The organism is Geodermatophilus saharensis (assembly GCF_900188205.1).
GTDB lineage: Bacteria > Actinomycetota > Actinomycetes > Mycobacteriales > Geodermatophilaceae > Geodermatophilus > Geodermatophilus saharensis.
On sequence record NZ_FZOH01000012.1, the window covers coordinates 21,016 to 41,806 of the forward strand.

Annotated in this window: 19 protein-coding genes; 8 read left to right on the forward strand and 11 right to left on the reverse strand. The window is 75.6% G+C overall.

Annotated features, from left to right (window positions below; genetic code table 11):
• Positions 1-97: 97 nt before the first annotated feature.
• Both CHC04_RS21985 and CHC04_RS21990 read left to right on the forward strand, forming a co-directional pair.
• Entirely contained in the window at positions 98-886 is a 789-nt protein-coding gene (locus CHC04_RS21985) for an SDR family oxidoreductase (RefSeq protein WP_089406102.1), read from the forward strand.
• A 5-nt stretch (positions 887-891) separates the two neighbouring features.
• Complete coding sequence (locus CHC04_RS21990) at positions 892-2,592, forward strand: FAD-dependent monooxygenase (RefSeq protein ID WP_089406103.1); 1,701 nt, start codon at positions 892-894, stop codon at positions 2,590-2,592.
• 81 nt (positions 2,593-2,673) lie between these two features.
• Here the strand turns inward: CHC04_RS21990 and CHC04_RS23765 are convergent, their stop codons facing one another.
• The 4 genes from CHC04_RS23765 to CHC04_RS22005 form a co-directional block, all read right to left on the reverse strand.
• Positions 2,674-2,835, reverse strand: coding sequence for a DUF4396 domain-containing protein (locus tag CHC04_RS23765; protein ID WP_245817646.1), 162 nt, complete (start codon positions 2,833-2,835; stop codon positions 2,674-2,676).
• Positions 2,836-2,974: 139 nt separating this feature from the next.
• Positions 2,975-3,976: a sigma-70 family RNA polymerase sigma factor gene (locus CHC04_RS21995; RefSeq protein WP_089406104.1), complete on the reverse strand. Its 1,002-nt coding sequence runs from the start codon at positions 3,974-3,976 to the stop codon at positions 2,975-2,977.
• 134 nt (positions 3,977-4,110) lie between these two features.
• Positions 4,111-5,907: a bifunctional metallophosphatase/5'-nucleotidase gene (locus CHC04_RS22000; RefSeq protein WP_089406105.1), complete on the reverse strand. Its 1,797-nt coding sequence runs from the start codon at positions 5,905-5,907 to the stop codon at positions 4,111-4,113.
• 94 nt (positions 5,908-6,001) lie between these two features.
• Complete coding sequence (locus CHC04_RS22005; protein ID WP_089406106.1) at positions 6,002-7,669, reverse strand: hypothetical protein; 1,668 nt, start codon at positions 7,667-7,669, stop codon at positions 6,002-6,004.
• A 232-nt stretch (positions 7,670-7,901) separates the two neighbouring features.
• Here CHC04_RS22005 and CHC04_RS22010 point away from each other — a divergent pair, with 232 nt between their 5' ends.
• Positions 7,902-9,200, forward strand: coding sequence for a sensor histidine kinase (locus tag CHC04_RS22010; protein WP_089406107.1), 1,299 nt, complete (start codon positions 7,902-7,904; stop codon positions 9,198-9,200).
• The gene (locus CHC04_RS22015) at positions 9,197-9,862 is read left to right on the forward strand and encodes a response regulator (RefSeq protein ID WP_245817649.1); all 666 of its coding nucleotides are present in this window, start codon (positions 9,197-9,199) and stop codon (positions 9,860-9,862) included. Before CHC04_RS22010 ends, CHC04_RS22015 begins: the two co-directional genes overlap by 4 nt.
• Here the strand turns inward: CHC04_RS22015 and CHC04_RS22020 are convergent.
• Positions 9,847-10,275, reverse strand: a complete 429-nt coding sequence (locus CHC04_RS22020) for a hypothetical protein (protein WP_089406108.1) — start codon at positions 10,273-10,275, stop codon at positions 9,847-9,849. The two genes, CHC04_RS22015 and CHC04_RS22020, sit on opposite strands and share 16 nt — an antisense overlap.
• A gap of 64 nt (positions 10,276-10,339) precedes the next feature.
• On the opposite strand from CHC04_RS22020, the gene CHC04_RS22025 reads away from it, so the two are divergent.
• The gene (locus CHC04_RS22025) at positions 10,340-11,578 is read left to right on the forward strand and encodes a GNAT family N-acetyltransferase (RefSeq protein WP_089406109.1); all 1,239 of its coding nucleotides are present in this window, start codon (positions 10,340-10,342) and stop codon (positions 11,576-11,578) included.
• Positions 11,579-11,620: 42 nt separating this feature from the next.
• Here CHC04_RS22025 and CHC04_RS22030 read toward each other — a convergent pair whose 3' ends face one another.
• Together CHC04_RS22030 and CHC04_RS22040 are read right to left on the reverse strand one after the other, a co-directional pair.
• Entirely contained in the window at positions 11,621-12,166 is a 546-nt protein-coding gene (locus tag CHC04_RS22030) for a hypothetical protein (protein WP_089406110.1), read from the reverse strand.
• 514 nt (positions 12,167-12,680) lie between these two features.
• Positions 12,681-13,172, reverse strand: coding sequence for a ribose-5-phosphate isomerase (locus CHC04_RS22040; protein ID WP_089406112.1), 492 nt, complete (start codon positions 13,170-13,172; stop codon positions 12,681-12,683).
• Positions 13,173-13,197: 25 nt separating this feature from the next.
• On the opposite strand from CHC04_RS22040, the gene CHC04_RS22045 reads away from it, so the two are divergent.
• Entirely contained in the window at positions 13,198-13,866 is a 669-nt protein-coding gene (locus tag CHC04_RS22045; protein WP_089406113.1) for a DUF429 domain-containing protein, read from the forward strand.
• Positions 13,867-14,016: 150 nt separating this feature from the next.
• Positions 14,017-14,622: an MBL fold metallo-hydrolase gene (locus CHC04_RS22050; RefSeq protein ID WP_245817651.1), complete on the forward strand. Its 606-nt coding sequence runs from the start codon at positions 14,017-14,019 to the stop codon at positions 14,620-14,622.
• Positions 14,623-14,710: 88 nt separating this feature from the next.
• Here CHC04_RS22050 and CHC04_RS22055 read toward each other — a convergent pair whose 3' ends face one another.
• Positions 14,711-15,373 (reverse strand): mycothiol-dependent nitroreductase Rv2466c family protein, encoded by a 663-nt coding sequence (locus tag CHC04_RS22055; RefSeq protein WP_089406115.1) that lies wholly within the window; start codon positions 15,371-15,373, stop codon positions 14,711-14,713.
• A gap of 134 nt (positions 15,374-15,507) precedes the next feature.
• Here CHC04_RS22055 and pepN point away from each other — a divergent pair, with 134 nt between their 5' ends.
• On the forward strand, positions 15,508-18,057 hold the full coding sequence (pepN, locus tag CHC04_RS22060; RefSeq protein WP_089406164.1) for an aminopeptidase N: 2,550 nt from the start codon (positions 15,508-15,510) through the stop codon (positions 18,055-18,057).
• A gap of 325 nt (positions 18,058-18,382) precedes the next feature.
• Here pepN and CHC04_RS22065 read toward each other — a convergent pair whose 3' ends face one another.
• The 3 genes from CHC04_RS22065 to CHC04_RS22075 are packed head-to-tail and all read right to left on the reverse strand — an operon-like array spanning position 18,383 to position 20,761.
• Complete coding sequence (locus CHC04_RS22065; RefSeq protein ID WP_089406116.1) at positions 18,383-18,835, reverse strand: DUF5130 family protein; 453 nt, start codon at positions 18,833-18,835, stop codon at positions 18,383-18,385.
• A 45-nt stretch (positions 18,836-18,880) separates the two neighbouring features.
• Entirely contained in the window at positions 18,881-19,297 is a 417-nt protein-coding gene (gene ctaJ / locus CHC04_RS22070; protein WP_089406117.1) for an aa3-type cytochrome oxidase subunit CtaJ, read from the reverse strand.
• A gap of 30 nt (positions 19,298-19,327) precedes the next feature.
• Positions 19,328-20,761, reverse strand: coding sequence for an amidase (locus CHC04_RS22075; protein WP_089406118.1), 1,434 nt, complete (start codon positions 20,759-20,761; stop codon positions 19,328-19,330).
• Positions 20,762-20,791 lie beyond the last annotated feature (30 nt).

The following is a 20,791-nucleotide window of genomic DNA, read 5'->3' on the forward strand; positions in this document are numbered from 1 at the left end:
TCCGCTTGACACGGCGCACGCGCGACGGGGCAACCGGCCGTCAAGGCCCGGTGGCGACGCTCGTTCCCGCCAACCAGACGTGACGGAGGGATGTGCGATGACCAGCGTGCTCGTCACCGGCGGCACCGGACTCCTCGGGCGACGGGTGTGCCGCGCCCTGACCGCCGACGGCCACACCGTGCGGATCCTGAGCCGGGGTCCGGCCGAGCCGCCGCCACCGGGGGTGGACGTGTCCGTGGCGGACCTGAGCACCGGAGCGGGCCTGGCGGCGGCGGTGGCCGGCGTCGGCGCCGTCGTCCACTGCGCCACGGACCCGCGGGCCTCCCGGGCGGTCGACGTGGACGGGACCGAGCGCCTGCTGGAGGCGGCACGTCGGGTGGGCCGCCCGCACGTCGTCCACGTCTCCATCGTGGGCGTCGACCGCATCCCCACGGGCTACTACCGGGCGAAGCTGGCCGCGGAGGCGGCGATCGCGCGGTCCGGGCTGCCGGCGACCGTGCTGCGCGCCACCCAGTTCCACGAGTTCGCCCTCGACCTCGTCGACCGCGTGGCGCGGCTCCCGCTGGTGCCGGTCCCGCGGGGGGCGCGGATCCAGCCCATCGACGTCGACGAGGTCGCCCGGCGGCTCGCGGACGCGGTGGCGTCCGGGTCGGCGACCCGGCTGCCCGACATCGGCGGACCGGAGGTCCTCCCGGTGGCCGACCTGGTCCGGGAGCGCCTCGACGACGCCGGACGCCACCGGCCGGTGCTGGAGCTGCCCCTGCCCGGTGCCGTCGCGGCCGCGCTGCGAGCCGGCGCCAACCTCGCTCCCGGCAACCGCTCCGGCGGTCGCACCTGGCGGGAGTTCCTCGACGGCCGTTCCCCGTCCCGGCTCCCGGAGGGCTGACCACCATGGACACCAGCACCGACGTCCTCGTCGTCGGCGCCGGCCCGACCGGGCTCACGCTGGCCTGCGACCTGCGGCGCCGCGGCGTGGACTGCAGGGTCGTCGACCGCGCGCCGTCGCCGCACACCCGGTCCCGGGGGAAGGGCCTGCAACCGCGCAGTCTGGAGGTCCTCGACGACCTCGGGGTCGTCGCGGCCGCCCTGGCGGCCGGCCGGACCCACCACCACCTGCACCTGTACTCGGGGGGCCGGCCCGCCCTGGACCTGGACGTGCCCGCACGCCCGCCGCAGCCCGGGGTCCCGTACCCGAACCTGGTCGTCCTGCCGCAGTGGCGGACCGAGCAGGTGCTGCGGACGCGGTTGTCGGAGCTGGGCGGCGCCGTCGAGGCCGGGCGGGAGCTGACCGGCCTGGACCAGGACGACGACGGGGTCACCGCCGTCGTGACCGACGGCCCGACCGGCGCGGTCGAGCGGATCCGGGCGGCCTTCGTCGTCGGGTGCGACGGCGGGAGCAGCCGGGTGCGGGCGCTGGTCGGCATCCCCCTGCTCGGCGACGACCACGAGGAGCACTTCGCCCTGGGTGACGTCCGGATCGAGGGCCTGCCCGACGACGGCTCGTCGTTCGCCTGGTTCGACGACGACGGCTACCTCGCCGCCGATCCGCTCGACGGGACGGGGACCTGGCAGGTCCAGACCGGTGTCCGGCCCGACGCCTCCGGCGACCTCGAGACGGCGTCCCCGGAGCTGTTCCAGCACCGGTTCGCCGAGCGGGGCTTCGGGCACGTGCGGGTGAGCGAGGCCACGTGGCTGTCGGACTTCAGCCCCCGCGTGGCCATCGTCGACCGCTACCGGGCCGGGCGGGTGTTCCTGGCCGGCGACGCCGCGCACGTGCACAGCCCCGCCGGCGGGCAGGGCATGAACACCGGGATCCAGGACGCGTACAACCTGGGCTGGAAGCTCGGAGCCGTCCTCCGAGGCCGCGCCGGCGACTCCCTCCTCGACACCTACGAGGAGGAGCGGATGCCCGTCGCGCGTGCGGTGCTCACCGGCAGCGACCTGGGCCACAGCGTCTTGTTCTCCCCGGGTCCGGTCACGACCTTCGTCCGGGACCGGGTGCTCGTGCCGGCCCTCCGGCTGCCGGTGGTGCTGGACCGGCTCCTCGACGGCGTGGCCGAGCTCGACGTGGGCTACCGGGGCGGCTCGCTGGCCGGCGAGGCGGGCACCGTGGTCCTGGCCGGCGACGGGGAGGCACCCGGCCCGGTCGACGCCGTCCGGTTCCGTCGCGGCCCGCGCGCCGGCGACCGGGCACCCGACGCCGAGGGACGCTCGGGCGACGGCGGCGCGCCGACGCGGCTGTTCGACCTCTTCCGGGGCCCGCGTTTCACGCTCCTGCTGTTCGACGGCCCCGCCACGACCGACGCCGGGTACCGGCGGCTGGCCGCGACGGCACGGCAGGTGGAGTCGGCGCTCGGCGACGACGTCCGCGCCCACGTCGTGGTGCCCGGGGACCGCAGGCCCGACGCGCTCGGGGACGTCGACGTGCTCCTCGACCCGGACCGCGACGCCCACCGCCGCTACGGCGCCGCGGCGGAGTCGCTGTACCTGGTCCGGCCCGACGGGTACATCGCCTTCCGCAGCCAGCCGGCGACCGCCGGCCCCGTGCTGCACCACCTCGACTCCGTGGTGCGGCTGTACGCACCGGCCTGAACCGGCGGCTGTCCCCGGGCTCGGGGACCCTCCGGCCCGCACCGGCGGCCGTCCTCCGCGGAGGACGGCCGCCGGTGGCGGTCAGTGGTAGGCGTGGACGACGGCGTGCCCGCGGCCGCGGCCCGTCAGCCACCGGTTGACCGGGGTGGTGACCAGGAAGGCGACGGCGAACGCGCCGGCCGGCGACAGCCAGAACAGCGCCGAGGACAGGCCGGCCGCCATGGCCCCCGGCACCGACACCACGACGGCGTTGTCATCTCGTCCTCCTCGGTCGATGCCGCCCGTTGCACCCCCCAGGGGGTGTACGCGTCGACCACTCCGGGCACGAACGACGACCGCCGCCCCACCCGGTGGGTGGAGCGGCGGTCGGGACGGGCAGACGTCAGGAGCGGGCCTGGTCCAGCTCCTCGGCGGAGGGCAGGCCGAGCCGGCGGAAGAGGTCGTTGTCGAGGTCGAGGAAGCTGGTGATGTGCCGGATCCGGCCGTCCTCGATCTCCAGCACGTGCAGCGCCCAGGGCGCGTGGCCGCCGTCGGCGGTGGGCCGGTACTGGGCCACCGCGGGGCTGCCGTTGGCCTCGATCTGCAGCAGCCGGGACCCCCGGCAGCCGCTGCCGGGGCCCAGCATCCAGGTGCCGATGTCGGCGGCGCTGCCCAGCCACATCTCGAACGGCGGCATGTGCTGGGTGGCGTCCTGGTGCAGCAGCTCGACGAACGCGTCGATGTCGTAGCGCTCGAACGCGTCGAGGTAGCGGGCGAGCAGCTCGCGGTGGTCGGCGTCGAGGGGCCGCTCCTCGGGGGCGCCGCCCATCGCGGCCAGGGTGGCGCGGGCCCGCTGCAGCGCGCTGTTGACCGAGGCGACCGTGGTGTCGAGCAGCTCGGCCACCTCGTCGGCGTGCCAGCGCAGCACGTCGCGCAGCAGCAGCACGACGCGCTGGCGGGGCGGCAGGTGCTGCAGCGCCGCCACGAAGGCCAGCCGCACCGACTCCCGCGCCACCGCCCGCTCGGCGGGGTCGCCGTCCTCGGGGAGGACCTGCCGGTCGAGGACCGGCTCGACCCAGGCCTCGGCCGGCCGCTTGGCGGCCAGCGAGGCCTCCACCGGCGACCAGGACTGGCCCGAGAGGTCCATCGGCAGCGCCCGGCGCTGCCGGCCGGAGAGCTGGTCGAGGCAGACGTTGGTGGCGATGCGGTAGAGCCAGGAGCGCAGCGAGGAGCGGCCCTCGAAGTCGGCCAGGCTCTTCCACGCCCGGACCAGCGTCTCCTGCACCGCGTCGTCGGCGTCGAAGCCCGACCCGAGCATCCGGTAGCAGTACCCGGTCAGCTCGCGCCGGTGCTCCAGCAACCGTGGGTCGATCTCACCGGACACCCCGCTCAGCACGCTGGTCACTCCGGGCTCCCTCCCTGGTCGGCACCCCCGTCGGCGTCCTCCGTCGGCGAGGCGTGCAGTCCACCACGGGGTACCGACCGAACGGGAGACCCGGAGTGCGCTCCCCGCCCGTCCGGGCGGGGAGCGCACCCAGCTCACGGCAGCAGCGGCTGACCGTCGCGCACGAGGCGCCAGTTCTCGACGGCGAAGTCCGCCGGGTCGATGACGCCGGTCGACTGCGCGCGCTCGATGAGCAGCTGGCGGATCTCCTGCTGCTCGTTGTAGACCACGGGCGCGGTCGAGATGCCCGGGAAGCCGCCCCCACCCGAGCGCCGGTAGTTGTTCACCGCGACGACGAACCGGGCGTCGTCGGCCACCGGCTGCCCGTCGTACGACAGGCCCACGATCCGCGACCCGACCGGCCGCGTGACGTCGACGTCGTAGGTGACGCCGGACAGCTGGTCGTAGTTGTAGTCGGGGATCCCGTTCGGGGCCTCGGGGACCACGGCGTTGGTCAGCGTCGCCGGGTCGACCGCGCCGGTGGCCGGCGCCGGCTCGTAGTACCGGGCCGAGTACTCGAGGTACTGCCGCACCTGGGCACCGGTCAGGGTCACCGCCTCGAGGGTGTTGTCGAAGACGTAGAGCCCGGCGATGTCCCGGACCGTGACGTCACCGGCCGGGAAGGTCGCCGTCCGGCTGAACGGCGCGGCGATCGACAGCACCGGCAGGTCGGCGTACTCCGTCCCCTCGAGCGCGGCGTCGACGGTGTCGGTCTGGACGTCCTGGACGAAGTCGAGGATCGGGGTGTCCGCCCAGGGGCTGGTGGCCGCCGACAGGGCCTGCGCCGAGGTGGCGACGACCTGGTTGACGTAGCGGACGGTGGTCTCGTGCGCCTGCGCGGTCGCGGCGAGCACCTCGGGGTCCTCGGGGTGGTCCTTGGTCCGCAGCGCCTCGGCCGTGACGCCGGTGACGTCCCACTGCCCGCGGGTCTTGGCCAGCGCGACGTCGACCCGGCTGACGGTGGCACCCCAGCGGTAGGGCTGGGTGAGCACGACGTCCTCGCCGGTCACCTCGTTGCGCACGGTCTGCGACGGCTTGTCGAGGTGGGTGTGGCCGACCACCATCGCGTCGATGCCGGGCACCGTGCGGGCGATGACGTCGGTCGGGTTCTCGGTCGGGGCGGCGTCGGGCCCGTAGGAGGACGTCCCGCCCACGCCCGCGTGCGACAGCACCACGACGACGTCGGCCTGCCGGTCGACGATCGGCACCCAGTGCTCCGCCGCGGTGACCATGTCCTGGAACTCGACCCGGCCCTCGACGTTGGCGCGGTCCCAGATGGCCGAGCCGGGCGTGGTGAGACCCAGGATGCCGACGGTCACCGGCTTGTGACCGGGCACCTGCACCTTCTGCAGGGTGTAGGGCGGCAGGTACGGCTCACCGGTGGCGGCGTCGAGGACGTTCGCGCCCAGCACCGGGTGGTCGACGTCGTCGGTGTAGGCCTGCAGCAGGTCCAGCCCGTAGTTGAACTCGTGGTTGCCCACGACCTGGGCGTCGTAGCCGATCGCGTCGTAGGCGGCGGCCATCGGGTGCTCGGCGCCGGTCTCGGTGACCGGCTCCTGGCGCGCGTAGTAGTAGCTCAGCGGCGTGCCCTGCAGGAAGTCGCCGTTGTCGACGACGAGGACGCGCTCGTCGCCCTCCTCGGCGCGCACCTGGTCGACGACCGAGCCGACCCGCGCCAGGCCGGTCGCGTCCCCGGAGCGCTCGGTGTAGGGCGCGTTCTTGAAGTAGTCCCAGTCCTGGACCCGGCCGTGCAGGTCCGTGGTGGCCAGCAGGGTGATGTCGAGCTCGTCGGACGGGCCGGGCGGCGCGGCCGCCGCGGGCGTCGTCGCCCCGGCGGCCACGGCCAGCACGGCCACCCCGGCCGAGAGAGCCCAGTTCCTGCGTCGTTGCATGCGGTTGTCGTCCCCTCGCGTTCTCGCGCCCGGCGGTCGCGGGCGCCGGGGGACGGTAACCGGTGACGGATGGTTCCGTCACGCCTCCGGCGTGTTACTGGTAGGTGATCAGCTGGGGACGCGGGGAGACCTGGGCGATCGTCTCCTCCGGGGTGAGCATCGGGACGTCCTCGTCGTAGAAGTTCTTCCAGCCCCAGTTCAGCCCCTGCGGGCCGACGCCCTGCAGCACCCGCCAGGTGTCCTGCTTGGCCGGCTGCGAGCCCTGCCCGTCGACGTGCACCATGACCGCCAGCTCGTCGCGGGACAGGTCGACCTGCGCGCGGTCGGGGATCATGTCCACCCGGAACTGGTGCAGGACCAGCAGCTTCTGCGGCAGCCGCTTCTCGCGGGTGAGGTCGGCCAGCCAGGTGACCACCCGGTTGACCTCCTCGATGCCGACCGAGCCGATCTGGGTCAGGTGCACCTCGTTCGGCGCGAGCCGCCACTCCGGGTCCAGGGCCAGCCCCACGTACGGCAGCTCCAGCAGCGGGCGGTACAGCTCGGCCTGGCTGACGAAGTCGGCGCGGCCGGGCTGCAGGTCGATCACGACGTAGAGGCCCGCGGCGCCGGCGGCCTCCACCCAGGGCCGCAGCTCGTCGACCGGGGTCTCGAAGGAGTAGTCGTTGCCGTCGGTGGGGAACGCCGAGGCCACCGTGGCGATGATCTCGAAGGACGGGACGACGGTGGCGTCGGGCACGAGGGCCTCGTAGGGGGCGGCGTGGTCGCGGGCCCGCTGGATCGACGCCTGCACGTCCTGCTCCCCCAGCACGCCGAGCGAGGCGGTGCCCGGGTGCCCGTAGAGGGCCACCATGAAGTGCTCCGGGAACAGCAGCTGCCCACCGCCGGGCAGCTGCGTGCCGGTCGCGGCGGTCTCCAGCTTCCAGTCCAGCCCCTCCTCGGCGCCGAAGGCGGCACCCAGGGCGACGACGGTGTCCGCGCCGGCCACCGCCTCGACGACGTCCCCGGAGGAGCGCGGGTCGGCCTGCCCCTCGGTGACGTGCACCCGCGCGCCGGCGGCCCGGGCGGTGGCGACGCCGGCCAGCGCGGCGGGGTCGCCGTCGGCGAGGACCACGGTGGTCTCCAGCGGCTCGCCGCGCTCGACCTCGGGCAGCTCCCCGGAGGCCTCGCCGCCGGCCGGCTCCCCGGAGGCCTCGCCGCCGGCCGGCTCCCCGGCGTCCTCGGGGCGCAGCGCGGCGGGCGCGTCCGGCTCGAGGGCGGCGACGGCGGCGGCCTCACCGCCGGCGGGCACCGGGTCGGCGTCGGCGAGGTCGAGGCCGGTGGCCGCGGCGACGGCGTCGGCGGTGGCCGGGACGGACACGACCTCGGCGTCCCCGGGCGCGGTCTCGGTCCCCACCGCGAGGACGGTGCCGGCGCCCAGCCGGTCGAGCTCGGTGGCGACCGCGTCGTCGGAGCCCTCGCCCTCGGGGTCGAGGAGCAGCGGGACGCCCAGGCCGACGGCCGCGGACGAGGCCAGCAGCGTGGCCGCGGTGTCGCCTGCGGGGGCGACCACGGCGACGCCGGACTCCTCGAACAGCGCCCGGCTGGCGCTGACCGCGGCGGCGACGGGCTCGGCGTCGGCGACCACGGTCAGCCGCTCGCCGGGGGCGGCGGTGGCGGCCTTCGCCGGCTCGGCGTCCCCGCCGTCGGCACCGCCGCCGGAGGAGGTGCACCCGGCGGCGAGCAGCAGGGCGCTCAGGGCGAGGGGGGCGGCCCGATGGCGCACGCGCGGCACCTCCGTCCGCCGGGCACCCGGTCGCGGGGAGCGCGACGGCGGCGGCGCGCCCGGCGCCTCGACAGTAGCGACGTCCTGGACACCGCCGCCCGCCGCCGGGACGATCGGCGCTCGACATGGACGGAGACGGAGCGGCTGGGGCAGCGGTTGTCGGGCCAGCCCGACAGCGGATCGACCGGGTGACGGGATCGGCCGGCCGGCGGCGCGTCGGCAGGCTCGGGTCATGACCAGCGAGACCCTCGTGATGCCCACCGCGACCGCTCCCTACCGCTCCCGCGTGGCGCGCCAGACCCTGCTGGACTCCGGCTACGCGCTGCTGTCGCTGCCGATCGGCGTGTTCGCCTTCACCCTCGTCGTCACGGGCGTGGCGGTCGGGGTCGGCACGCTGGTGATCTGGGTCGGGGTCGCCGTCCTCGCCGGGACGCTGCTGGCCGCCCGCGGCCTGGCCACCGCCGAGCGGGCGCAACTGCCGGCGGTGCTGGGCCGCCCGGTGCCCCGGCCGGCCTACCTGATGCCCGACGGCGGCCGGGTGCGCCGGCTGCTGACCCCGCTGCGCGACCCGCAGTCCTGGCTCGACGCGCTGCACGCGGTGCTCCGGCTGCCGGTGGCGGTGCTGGCCTTCTCGGTCACCGTGACGATGTGGGCGCTGGCGCTGGGCGGGCTGACCTACTGGGCCTGGGACTGGGCGCTGCCCGACCCGTCGGCCGACCCGGAGAACTCCGACCTGCTCGAGCTGCTCGGGTTCGACTCCTCCCCGGCCCGGCGCATCCTGCTGTACGTGGCGCTGGGCGTCGTGGCCGCGGTGCTGCTGCCCGTCGTGGTCCGCGGCGTCGCGCTGCTGCAGGCCCAGCTCGGCCGGGTGCTGCTCACCTCCCGGGCCGCCACCCAGGCCGAGATCGGCCGGCTCTCCCGCGGCCGCGACGCCGCCGTCGCCGCCGAGGCCGTGGCGCTGCGGCGCCTGGAGCGCGACATCCACGACGGCCCGCAGCAGCACCTGGTGCGCCTCGGCATGGACCTCTCCCGGGCGCAGCGGCAGCTCGACCGCGACCCCGCCGCCGCCCGCACGACGATCACCGAGGCCGGCGTCCTGGCCCGCGAGGCGCTGGAGGAGCTGCGCGCGCTGTCCCGCGGCATCGCCCCGCCGGTGCTGGCCGACCGCGGCCTGGCCGCCGCGCTGGCCGCGGTGGCCGCCCGCTCGCCGGTACCGGTCGAGATCGCCGTCGACCTGCCGGAACAGCGCCTGGCCCCGGCCACCGAGAACACCGCCTACTTCGTCGTCAGCGAGGCGCTGGCCAACGTCGCCAAGCACAGCGGGGCGCGGGTGTGCCGGGTCGAGGTGGGCCGGTCCGGCGACCTGTTGCGGGTGGTGGTCGAGGACGACGGCGCCGGCGGTGCGCTGACGGTGCCCGGCCACGGCCTGGCGGGGCTGGCCGACCGGCTGCGCGCGGTGGACGGGGTGCTGACCGTCGACAGCCCGCCCGGCGGTCCGACGCGCACGGTCGCCGAGCTGCCGTGGGCGTGAGCGAGGCCGGCCGGCCGCTGCGGGTGGTGCTCGCCGAGGACTCGGTCCTGCTCCGCGAGGGGCTGGTCCGGTTGCTCGAGGAGGCGGGCACCACCGTGGTGGCGGCGGTCGGCGACGGCCCGTCGCTGGTGCGCGCGGTGAGCCAGCTGCGGCCGGACGTCGCCGTCGTCGACGTGCGGATGCCGCCCACCCACACCGACGAGGGGCTGCGCGCCGCCGTCGAGGTGCGCCGGGCGGTGCCGGGGACGGCGGTGCTGGTGCTCTCGCAGTACGTCGAGGTGGCCTACGCCGACGAGCTGCTGGCCGACGGCCGCGGCGGCGCCGGCTACCTGCTCAAGGACCGGGTCACCGACCTCGACCAGCTGCTGGCCGCGCTCGACGACGTGGTCGCCGGCGGCACGGTGCTCGACCCGCAGGTGGTGGCCCAGCTGTTCGCCCGCCGCCGCGCCGACGACCCGGTGCGCCGGCTGACGGCGCGCGAGCGCGAGGTGCTCGGGCTGATCGCCGAGGGGCACTCCAACACCGCGATCGCCCGGGTCCTGGTGGTCACCCCCGGCGCCGTGGAGAAGCACACGCAGCGGATCTTCGCCAAGCTCGGCCTGGCCCCCGACGAGGACCGCAACAGCCGGGTGATGGCGACGCTGGCCTACCTGCGCGGCTGATCGGCCAGCGCCTGCTCGACGTTGGCCACCATCCGCGCCAGCCCGGCCACGACGGCGGCGTACTCCTCGGCGGTCAGCCCGTCGGCCACGCGGCGGCGGAACGCCCCCACAGCGGCGGCCAGCCGCTCGTGCGCCGTCCGCCCGTCCGCGGTGAGCGCGAGCGTCCCGGCGTCGTCGGCCAGCCAGCCGCGGGCGGCCAGGTCGGCGAGCGCGGCGTCGAGGTCCCGCGGGCCGGCGAAACCGGCCAGCGCGGTGTGCAGGTCCGCCCGCGGTACCGGGCCGCCGGCCACCGACTGCAGCAGCTGCCAGTGCCGGCGGGTCAGCCCCTCCCCCGCGACGACGCCGTCGAGGCCCCGCTCGAGCAGCTCGTCGAGCCGCCTGACCCACCACCCGACCGGCCGCCGCTCCTGCACGCGGGCATCGTGGCACCGCAGAACACGGTCGCGGGGCGTCGTCCCCGCCCAGTAGACAGCAGGGGTGACCGACGCCGCCGACCTGCGCCCCGCGACCGCCGAGGAGTGGCCGGCCTTCGGCCGCGCCCTGTTCGACACCTTCGGCGAGGAGCCGCCGGGCTCGTTCCTCGAGAGGGTCCCCGTCACCGCCGAGCTCGACCGGTCGCTGGGCCTGTGGGAGGGCGACCGCGTGGTCGCCACCTCGGGCGTCTACACCCGGGAGCTGACGGTGCCCGGCGGGGTCGTCCCGTGCGCCGCGGTCACGTGGGTGAGCGTGGCGCCGACGCACCGGCGCCGCGGCGTGCTGACGGCGATCATGCGGCGCCAGCTCACCGAGCTGCACGAGCAGGAGCGGGAGCCGGTCGCGGCGCTGTGGGCCTCGGAGTCGTCGATCTACGGCCGCTTCGGCTACGCCCCGGCCACCTGGCGCGGCGGCCTGTCCGGCGACGTCGCGCGGATGCGGCTGCGGCCCGACGTCGACCTGGGCACCGGGCGGGTGGCGCTGGTCGGCGTCGACGACTACCGCGCGGCCGTCGTCGGCCTGCACGACCGGCTGCGCCGCTCGGTGCCGGGCAACCTGGCCCGCGACGAGCGCTGGTGGGGCCGGCTGCTCGAGGACGACCCCGGCCAGCGCCGCGGCGCCACCGAGCGCCGGTACCTGCTGCACACCGAGGCCGACGGGGCGGTCACCGGCTACGCCGCCTACCGGGTCAAGGCGCACTGGACCGACGACGGCCAGCCCGACGGCACGGTCGACGTCGAGGAGCTGCGCGGCGCCTCACCCGCGGCGCACGCGGCCCTGTGGCGGTTCGTGCTGTCGCTGGACCTGGTGCGCACCGTGCGCGCGTCGACCGCCTCGCCCGACGAGCCGCTGCGGCACCTGCTGGCCGAGCCGCGGGCGCTGCGTTCGCAACCCTTCGACGCACTGTGGGTCCGGCTGGTCGACGTCGGCCGCGCCCTGGCCGCCCGCCGCTACCCCGCCGTGGTCGAGCTGGTCATCGAGGTCCGCGACCGCACCTGCCCCTGGAACGACGGCCGCTGGTGGCTGCGCGGTCACCCGGCGGGGGCGTGGTGCGCCCGCACCGAGGCCGACGCCGACCTCGTGGTCGACGTCGAGGCGCTGGGCGCGGCCTACCTCGGCGGGGTGTCGCTGGCGACGCTGCAGGCCGCCGGCCGGGTGACCGAGGTCAGCCCGGGCGCGGTGACCCAGGCCGCCACGGCGTTCCGCTGGCCGGTCACCCCGTGGTGCCCGGACGAGTTCTGATCGACCGAGCCAGGAGCCGGACCACTCCTCGGTCGGTGGAGCTCACTCGATCGGCACCTCTCGGGCCCGTTCGTACTCGGTCTTGACCGCCTCGTAACCGTCGGCGAGGGACAACGTCATCAGGCCGACCACGAAGACCCCGATCAGCGGGATCTCGGGCAGCAGGACCCGCCACACCGTCAGCCCACGCTCGAAGCTCAGTGCTGCAGACCCGGTCTGGGACGCACGCACGTCCTCCGTGATCGCCGAGGCGAGTGGTGCGAGGCGGAGGCTGAGCCATGCACCCGCGACCACCAAGCAGGCCTGAGACACCAATCGGCAAGCCCGCAGCCGACGTTCAGCGAGGCGGCCGTACGCGCCCCAGATGGCAGGAGGCGTTCCACCACCATCCGCCGACGGCCGCGGCCATCTGCGCTTCGACAGCGGCCACTCGGCCGGGAGCCCAGCCAACTGCTCGGCGGTCACGGTGATGAGCGGGCGGCCGCGGCCCTCCTGCCAGCGTCTCGTGTTGCAGACCGCCGCCCAGCCGCAGACGAGGGCCAGCAGCCCGCAGAACGCGGAGAAGAGGCCGAAGAGCCACGGGTTCACGACGCGCCAGGCGTCGAGGGCTCGTACAGAGGGGGAGGAACTGGCCGGGGAGGCAGCAGGCCGCACAGAAGGAGCAGGAAGACGCCCACACTGGTGAGGAGCGGGAAGGCGACGTAGAGCAGGAGCCCCGCCAGGGCGGGCATCACGACAGCCTGCTGAGGTCGCAGGGCCTGCAGGAGAGAGAGCCACCCCAGGGGGACCGACGACAGACCGGCGGCCAGGGTCCACCAGGAGACGGCTCGGAGGAGCTGTTTTCCCGGCTCGTTGAGCATCGGCGCGGAGTCCGGGTGCCCGTGACACGCCCAACCCACTGCCTTGGCGAGCTGCCGCCTCACGACACCTCCGGGCGAAGCGGTTGCGGAACGAGCCGAGTATCGCCGGCGAGCGGGGGTCCGTTGGGGATGTACGCACCGCACCGCGCCGCGCCGGACGCCCGGTTTGCTACGGGGTCGACCTCCTCACGAGTCGTGCCGCAGCGCTGTCCGCCACCGCTGGGTGACCGGACCGGTCCGGGCTAGACGACGTCGCCGCGGGTCGGGAGGCCGCCGGCGGGGCGGTGGCGGTTCTGCTCGTAGTCGGAGATCAGCCCGATCCGCCGGACGTGCCGCTCGTCGCCGCTGAACGGGGTGCGGAGGAACTCCATGACCAGCGCGGTGGCCTCCTCGACGGAGTGCTGCCGGGCGCCGACGGAGACGACGTTGGCGTCGTTGTGCTGGCGGGCCAGCTGCGCGGTCTCGGTGTTCCACACCAGCGCGGCGCGCACGCCGGGCACCTTGTTGGCCGCGATCTGCTCGCCGTTGCCCGAGCCGCCGATGACCACGCCGAGGCTGCCCGGCTCGACCACCACGCGCTCGCCGACCTCGATGCAGAACGGCGGGTAGTCGTCCTGCGGGTCGTAGTCGAAGGCGCCGCAGTCGACCGGCTCGTGACCGGCCTCGGTGAGCGCCTGCTTGAGGTGCTCCTTGAACTCCAGCCCGGCGTGGTCGGTGCCGACGAAGACGCGCATGGGCCGAGTCTGTCAGGGTCGGCCCGTGGCGGTGCTCGGGGTCGACGGCTGGCGCGGGCGGTGGGTGGGGGCGCTGCTCAAGGGGCGGTCGGTCCGCCTGCTGGACCTGCCCGACGCCGCCGCCGTCCTCGCCGTGCCCGGCGTGGAGGTGGTCGCCGTCGACATGCCGATCGGCCTGTCCGACGACGGCGTGCGCGCCTGCGACGTCGCCGCCCGCCGGCGGCTGGGCCGGGCCGGCAGCTCGGTGTTCCCCGCCCCGGTGCGGGCGGTCCTCGGCGCCCGCGACTACGCCCATGCCCGCGAGCTGTCGGTCGCGGCGACCCGCGGGCGATCACTGTCGGCGCAGTCCTTCCAGCTGACGCGGGCGATCCGCGACCTCGACGACGCCCTCGGGGAGCCGGCCGACCCTCGAGTCCACGAGGTGCACCCGGAGCTGGCGTTCCGGCAGCTCGACGACCGGGTGCGCGACCCCAAGTCCACGGCGCGGGGCCAGGGACAGCGGCTGCGCGCGCTCACGCCGGTGATGGACGTCCTGGACGCGCTGTCCGAGGCACCGGAGGGCGTGCCCGCCGTCGACGCGCTCGACGCCTGCGCGGCCGCGTGGTCGGCGCGGCGGGCGTCCGACGGCGCCGCGGAGTGTGTCGGCGACGGGTCGACCGACGCCCGCGGCCGGCCGATGCGGATCTGCTGGTGAGCTTCACCGAAGTCGCCGACGGCGTGTCGGCCCCGTCCCGGGTCCCGCCCCGAGCGTGCGAGGGGTGGGGAGGACGGGGTCCTTCCGCTCGTCGTCGACACCCGCTCGTCCCTGGCCGAGGCCGCCGACCTCGCCGCCGCCGTCCGGCGGGTGACCCCCCACCCGTGGACGGTCGTGAACACCCACGCCCACTACGACCACTGCTTCGGCAACGCGGCGTTCCGGCCGGCGACGGTGTGGGGCACGCGCGGCTGCGCGGCCGCCCTGCGGGCCACCGGGGAGGCGCAGCGGGCGGCGCGGGTCGCCGAGCTGCGCGCCGCCGGCGACGACGACGCCGCCGAGCAGGTGCGGCGCGCGCCGCTGGACCCGCCGGACGCGCTGGTCGACGACGTGGCGGTGCTCGACGTCGGCGGGGTCGAGGTGGTGCTGCGGTTCCTCGGTCGCGGGCACACCGGGCACGACCTCGTCGTCGAGGTGGAGGACGGGACCGTGTTCGCCGGCGACCTGGTCGAGGAGGGCGCCCCGCCCGCCTTCGACGACGCCTTCCCCACCGAGTGGCCGGCGACGCTGGGGCGGCTGCACGCGCTCGCGCGGGGTGCGGTCGTCCCGGGGCACGGCGCCGTGGTCGACGCGGACTTCGTCGGGGCCCAGCGGGAGGAGCTGCTCGCGGCGCTGGCCGCGGTCCGGGCCGGGGACCTGCACCGGGGGCCCTACGACGCGGCGACGATGCGGGTCGCCGCCGCCCGGCTGCGCTGAGGCCCGTGCACTTCCGCGGATGTGCCCGCACCGGCGTGCACTTCCGCGGAAGTGCACCGGGCAGATCCGCGGAAGTGCACGGAGGGAGTCAGCGGCGGGTCAGCTGCAGCGCGTCGGCGGGCACCGAGGACATGTCCGGCCCGGAGGTGCGGGTGCGCTTGAGCTCCCAGAAGTCGGGGAGGTTGGCCAGCAGCACGGCGCCGTCGAAGGCGCGGCCGGCGTCCTCGCCGGTGGGCACCTTGCTGATGACCGGGCCGAAGAACGCGACGCCGTCGATGTGCATCACCGGCGTGCCGACGTCGTCGCCGACCGGGTCCATGCCCGCGTGGTGGCTCTTCTCCAGCGCCTCGTCGTACTCGGTGGAGCCGGCCGCCTCGGCGAGCTCGGCCGGCAGGCCGACCTGCTCCAGCGCCGGGGCGATGATCTCGTCGAGCTCCTTGCCCTCGTGGTGCCGCAGCGCGCCCATGGCGGTGTAGAGGTCGCCGAGGACCTCCTCGCCGTGCTTCTCCGCGGCGGCGATCGCGACCCGGACCGGGCCGATCGCCTGCTCCATCATCTGCTGGTACTCCTCCGGCAGGTCCCGCCCGCGGTTGAGCACCGACAGCGACATGACGTGCCAGTGCAGGTCGATGTCGCGGACCTTCGCCGCCTCGAGCACCCAGCGGCTGGTCAGCCAGGCCCACGGGCACAGCGGGTCGAACCAGAAGTCCACCCGGGCCTTCGTGGGGGCGCTCTGCACTGCCTCGGTCATCGCGGGAACCCGCCCTTCGTCGTCGTCCGGCCGCCGGCCGCGGCGGCCCGTCCACCGCTCGCAAGTGCCCCGGCCGGGCGGTTGTTCCCCCGTCGCCGCCGGGCGTGTCGGACGGCCGTGGGAAGCTGCCGGGCGTGGCCGTACCCAACCTGACCCGCGACGACGCCGCCGCGCGCGCCCGCCTGCTGGCCGTCGACAGCTACGACCTGGCGTTCGACCTGACCGACGGCGAGGGGCGCCCGGGCGCCGGGACCTTCCGCTCGACGACGACGGTGACCTTCACCTGCCGCGAGCCCGGCGCCGGCTCGTTCGTCGACCTGGTCGCCGACACCGTCCGCTCGGCCACGCTCAACGGGGTGGAGCTCGACGTCTCCACCTACACCGAGGAGGGTGGCCTGCCGCTGCCCGACCTCGCCGCGGACAACACCCTCGTCGTCGACGCCGACTGCCGGTACTCCAACTCCGGGGAGGGCCTGCACCGCTTCCAGGACCCCGAGGACGGCCAGGTCTACCTCTACACGCACTTCGAGCCGGCCGAGGCCAAGCGCGTCTTCGCCTGCTTCGACCAGCCCGACCTCAAGGGCACCTACACCGTCCACGTCGTCGCGCCGTTCGACTGGCAGGTCGTGTCCAACACCGGCGACCGCACGATCGAGGCCGGTCCCGGCGGGTCGCAGCTGGTGCACTTCGGCGCCACCAAGCGGCTGTCGACCTACCTGTTCGCGCTGGTCGCCGGCCCCTACGCGCGGGTCACCGACGCCTACGAGGACATCCCGCTCGGGCTGTACTGCCGCGCCTCGCTGGCCGAGCACCTCGACCCCGACGAGCTGTTCCGGGTCACCAAGCAGGGCTTCGAGTTCTTCCAGCGGGTCTTCGACTACCCGTACCCGTTCGACAAGTACGACCAGCTGTTCGTGCCGGAGTTCAACGCCGGGGCGATGGAGAACGCCGGCGCGGTGACCATCCTCGAGGACTACGTCTTCCGGTCGCGGGCCACGCGGGCCACCTACGAGCGCCGCGCGGAGACGGTGCTGCACGAGCTCGCGCACATGTGGTTCGGCGACCTGGTGACCATGCGCTGGTGGGACGACCTGTGGCTCAACGAGTCCTTCGCCACCTACATCTCCACGCTGTGCCAGGCGGAGGCCACCGAGTACACGACCGCGTGGACCACCTTCGCCAACGCCGAGAAGGCCTGGGCCTACGCGCAGGACCAGCTGCCCTCGACCCACCCGATCGCCGCCGACATGGTCGACGTCGCCGCCGTCGAGGTGAACTTCGACGGGATCACCTACGCCAAGGGCGCCTCGGTGCTCAAGCAGCTGGTGGCCTACGTCGGCCGCGAGGAGTTCCTCGCCGGCATCCGCCGGTACTTCCGCACCCACGAGTACGGCAACACCACGCTGGCCGACCTGCTCGACCCGCTGTCGGAGGCCACCGGCCGCGACCTCACCGAGTGGTCCCGGCAGTGGCTGGAGACCAGCCAGGTCAACACGCTGCGCCCGGTGGCCGAGGTCGGCGGCGACGGCCGCTACACCTCCTTCGCCATCGAGCAGACCGCCGTCCCCGAGCACCCCGTGCTGCGCCGGCACCGGCTGGCCGTGGGCCTCTACGACCGCGGTCCCGAGGGGCTGACCCGCACCACCCGGGTGGAGCTCGACGTCGACGGCGGGCGGACCGAGGTGCCCGACCTGGTCGGCCACCCGGCCGCCGACCTCGTGCTGGTCAACGACGACGACCTCACCTACGCCAAGCTGCGGCTCGACGAGCGCTCGCTGGCCACGCTGCGCGAGGCGATCGGCACCCTCCCCGACTCGCTGCCGCGGGCGCTGTGCTGGTCGGCGGCGTGGGACATGACCCGCGACGCCGAGCTGCCCGCCCGCGAGTGGGTGCAGCTGGTGCTGGCCGGCATCGACGCCGAGACCGAGATCAGCGTGGTGCAGTCGCTGCTGGCGCGGGTGCAGTCGGCGCTGACCTCCTACGCCGACCCGGCCTGGGCCCCCACCGGCTGGACGGCGCTGGCCGACAAGGCGCTGCAGGAGCTGGAGTCGGCCGAGCCGGGCAGTGACGTGCAGTTGCAGTGGTCGCGCACCCTGGCCGCCGCCGCGCGGACCGAGGAGCACGCCGCGGTGCTGCGCGGGCTGCTCGACGGGTCGCGGACGGTCGAGGGCCTGGCCGTCGACGCCGACGCGCGCTGGGCCTTCCTCAACGGCCTGGTCGCGATCGATGCGGCCGGCGACGCGGAGATCGACGCCGAGGCCGAGCGGGACGCCACCGCCACCGGCGCCCGGCGGGCCGCGACCGCGCGGGCGCTGCGGCCGACGGCGGAGGCCAAGGAGGAGGCGTGGAAGCGGGCCTTCCACGACCCCGACGTCCCCAACGCCGTGCACGAGGCGCTGGTGGCCGGGTTCTGGCACCCCGCGCAGCGCGAGCTCACCGCCGGGTACGTCGACCGCTACTTCGCCGAGATCGGCCCGATGTGGGAGCGCCGCCCGGGTGAGATCGCGAAGAACGCCGTCCAGTACCTGTTCCCGCCGGTGGTCGAGGAGCGCACGCTGCAGGCCGCCGACGCCTGGCTCGGGCAGGACGGGCAGCCCGCGCCGCTGCGCCGGCTGGTGACCGAGGGCCGCGACGGCATCGCCCGCGCGCTGCGCGCCCGGCAGCGGGACGCCGCCGCGAACTGACCCGCACGGCCACGAGGGCCCGGGAGGACGGCGTCCTCCCGGGCCCTCCGCCGTGTCCCCCGCAGGTGCCTTTGTCGCGACATTGGCAGCTCCGCCGCCCGGGAACGGGAGCCTTTGTCGCGATGAAGGCACCTCCGCCGCCCGGGAACGGGAGCCTTCGTCGCGATGAAGGCACCTCCGCCGCCCGGGAACGGGAGCCGATATCGCGATAAAGGCAGCTCCGCCGCCTGCGGGCGGGAGCCGGGGCGGGGCAGGAACGGCGGGAGCCCGGCCGGACGGTGTCCGGCCGGGCTCCCGGCGTCGGTCGGGGCGCTCGCCCCGGGTGTCAGTGGGTGCGCGCGCTGCGCGGGTGGCCCGCCTGGTCGGACAGCTGCCGCAGGCCGTTGACGATGCCGCCGACGAGGTCGCCGGAGGCGAACGAGTTCGTCATCGACAGCACCGCCAGGGCACAGGCCCGGTCGGGCAGCCGGCGGGCGGACGCGGGGCCGGTGACCACCTCGATCACCCGCTGCCCCGGCGAGACGGCGAGCAGCACCGAGTTCGCCGGGTCGCCGCCGCGGGCGTGCAGCTCCTCGGCGCGGATGCGGGTCTTCGGGCCGAGGTCGCCGATCCAGAGCGTGAAGCGCAGCCCCGTCTCGCGCGAGGCCATCGTCAGCGCCTCGTCGAGCCGGGCGAGCTCCCGGTAGCTGAAGATCGTGTCGTAGCCCTCGTCGGCCCGGTTGGGCGCGGTGTCGACGGTGCCCGTGTCGTGGGCCTCGGCCTGCAGGACGCGGGTCATCGCCGGCCTCCGGAGTGGGTCGTGGGGTGGGTGCGGCTCATCGGGTCACCAGGTCCCGCGCGCGCCGCCGAGCGGGCCGACGGCGGCAGGTGCGGGCGAGGAGTCCGAGGCGATCACGTGGGAACCGATGGTCGACCCGTGGTCCGGGGACCCGGCCGCCGTCGCCCCGTGCGCGGTCGCGACCCCCGCGCCGGGGCCGTGCCCGTCGCCGGAGCCGATCGCCGCGGGCTCGCCGTACAGCGAGGACCCGACCGCCTGGGTGTCACCGTGGCCCGCGGCGTGCGTGGGGGCGTTCGCCGGCTGCGGCTCGTACCAGACCGGCTCGTGGTCCCACGGCTGGCCCGGCTTGTACCGGACGCCCTGGCGCTTGCGTCCGCCCGGCAGGTAGGTCAGCGCCCACAGCAGGAGGTACACGGCCAGCGGCGCGACGAGGAAGACGAGCAGGGTCTCGACGACGGTCACGACCCGGAATCTACCGCCCGGGGTGATCACCTATGCGTCGGCGTCCCAGCACGGCGGGTGCCGGTGCGCCCACGGCCGGGCCTGCTCCAGCTGCGCGGCGAGCGCGATCAGCGTGACCTCGTCGGCCGGGCGCCCGACGAGCATCGTGCCCACCGGCAGGCCGTCGTCGGTCCAGTGCAGCGGCACGCTGACGGCGGGCTGGCCGGTGACGTTGTAGAGCGCGGTGAAGGCGGCGTAGCGCTTCTGGCGCTCGAAGTCGGCCGCGCCGTCGCCGTCGGCGTCGAACCAGCCCAGCGGTCGCGGCGTCATGGTGGTCACCGGCGCGAGCAGGACGTCGAAGGCGTCGGTGGCCTGGACGTAGCGGCGGGAGAACAGCCGCAGCGCGGTGAGCGCCTCCATCGCCGACTGCGCCGTCTGGGCCAGCCCGCGGGCGCGCAGCTCCCGGGTGAGCGGCCGCAGCTCCCCCGCCCGCTCCGGCGGCACCGGCAGCAGCGTCCCCGACAGCGACCACACCCGCTCGAAGGCGCCCAGGACGTCGGGGGTCAGCAGGCCGCCCGGCACGTCGGTGACCTCGTGCCCGAGCGACCCGAGCAGCCGCGCGGCGTCGTCGAGCGCGGCGGCGACCTCCGGCTGCACCACCGCGCCGGGCATCGGGGACTCCAGCACCCGGCCGATCCGCAGCCGCCCCACCGGCCGGTCCGCGGCGCCGAGGAACGTCTCCCCCGGCGGCAGCGGCGGTGCCCAGGCCGCGTCGCCGGTGACCGGCCCGGCCATCGCGTCGAGCAGGGCCGCGGCGTCGCGCACGGTCCGGGCGATCGGGCCGTTGGTGCCCAGCCCCGTGACGTCGCTGCCGAACGGCGCGTTGCTCACCCGGCCGCGGGCCGGCTTGATGCCGACCAGGCCGTTGACGCTCGCCGGGATGCGGATCGAGCCGCCGCCGTCGCTGCCCTGCGCGACGGGCAACATCCCCGCGGCGACGGCCACCGCCGCCCCGCCGCTGGAGCCGCCGGCCAGCCGGGCGGGGTCCCAGGGGCAGCGCGCGGGGCCGACGAGGTCGTTGTCGGTGTAGCAGGGGAACCCGAACTCCGGCGTGCTCGTCTTGCCCAGACTGATCGTCCCGGCGGCGGCGAGCTTGGTGACGACGGCGTCGTCGACGGTGGGGACGAAGTCGGCGAAGACCGTGGAGCCGAACGTGGTGCGCACGCCGGCGGTGTTGTTGAGGTCCTTGATCGCGGTCGGGACGCCCAGCAGCGGCGGCAGCTCGCCCCCGCGCCGCGCCACCCGGTCGGCCCTCGCGGCGGCGGCCAGCGCCCGCTCGGGCGTGACGGTGACGAAGGCGCCGAGCCCGCCGTCGAGCGCCTCGATCCGGGACAGGGCGTGCCGCACCAGCTCGGTGGGGCTCACGTCCCCCGCCCGGACGGCGGCCGCCTGCTCCAGTGCGGTGAGGTCGTGCAGCTGCGTCACGGGGGGCGACGCTAGCCGGGGCCGGTACAC

What these genes read in the sequence shown, in the direction of transcription:
- CHC04_RS21985 (WP_089406102.1), top strand. Translation starts at nt 98, where the DNA reads ATGACCAGCGTGCTCGTCACCGGCGGCACCGGACTCCTCGGGCGACGG.
- CHC04_RS21990 (WP_089406103.1), top strand. Translation starts at nt 892, where the DNA reads ATGGACACCAGCACCGACGTCCTCGTCGTCGGCGCCGGCCCGACCGGG.
- CHC04_RS22000 (WP_089406105.1), bottom strand. Translation starts at nt 5,907, where the DNA reads ATGCAACGACGCAGGAACTGGGCTCTCTCGGCCGGGGTGGCCGTGCTG.
- CHC04_RS22010 (WP_089406107.1), top strand. Translation starts at nt 7,902, where the DNA reads ATGACCAGCGAGACCCTCGTGATGCCCACCGCGACCGCTCCCTACCGC.
- CHC04_RS22040 (WP_089406112.1), bottom strand. Translation starts at nt 13,172, where the DNA reads ATGCGCGTCTTCGTCGGCACCGACCACGCCGGGCTGGAGTTCAAGGAG.
- CHC04_RS22055 (WP_089406115.1), bottom strand. Translation starts at nt 15,373, where the DNA reads ATGACCGAGGCAGTGCAGAGCGCCCCCACGAAGGCCCGGGTGGACTTC.
- CHC04_RS22065 (WP_089406116.1), bottom strand. Translation starts at nt 18,835, where the DNA reads ATGACCCGCGTCCTGCAGGCCGAGGCCCACGACACGGGCACCGTCGAC.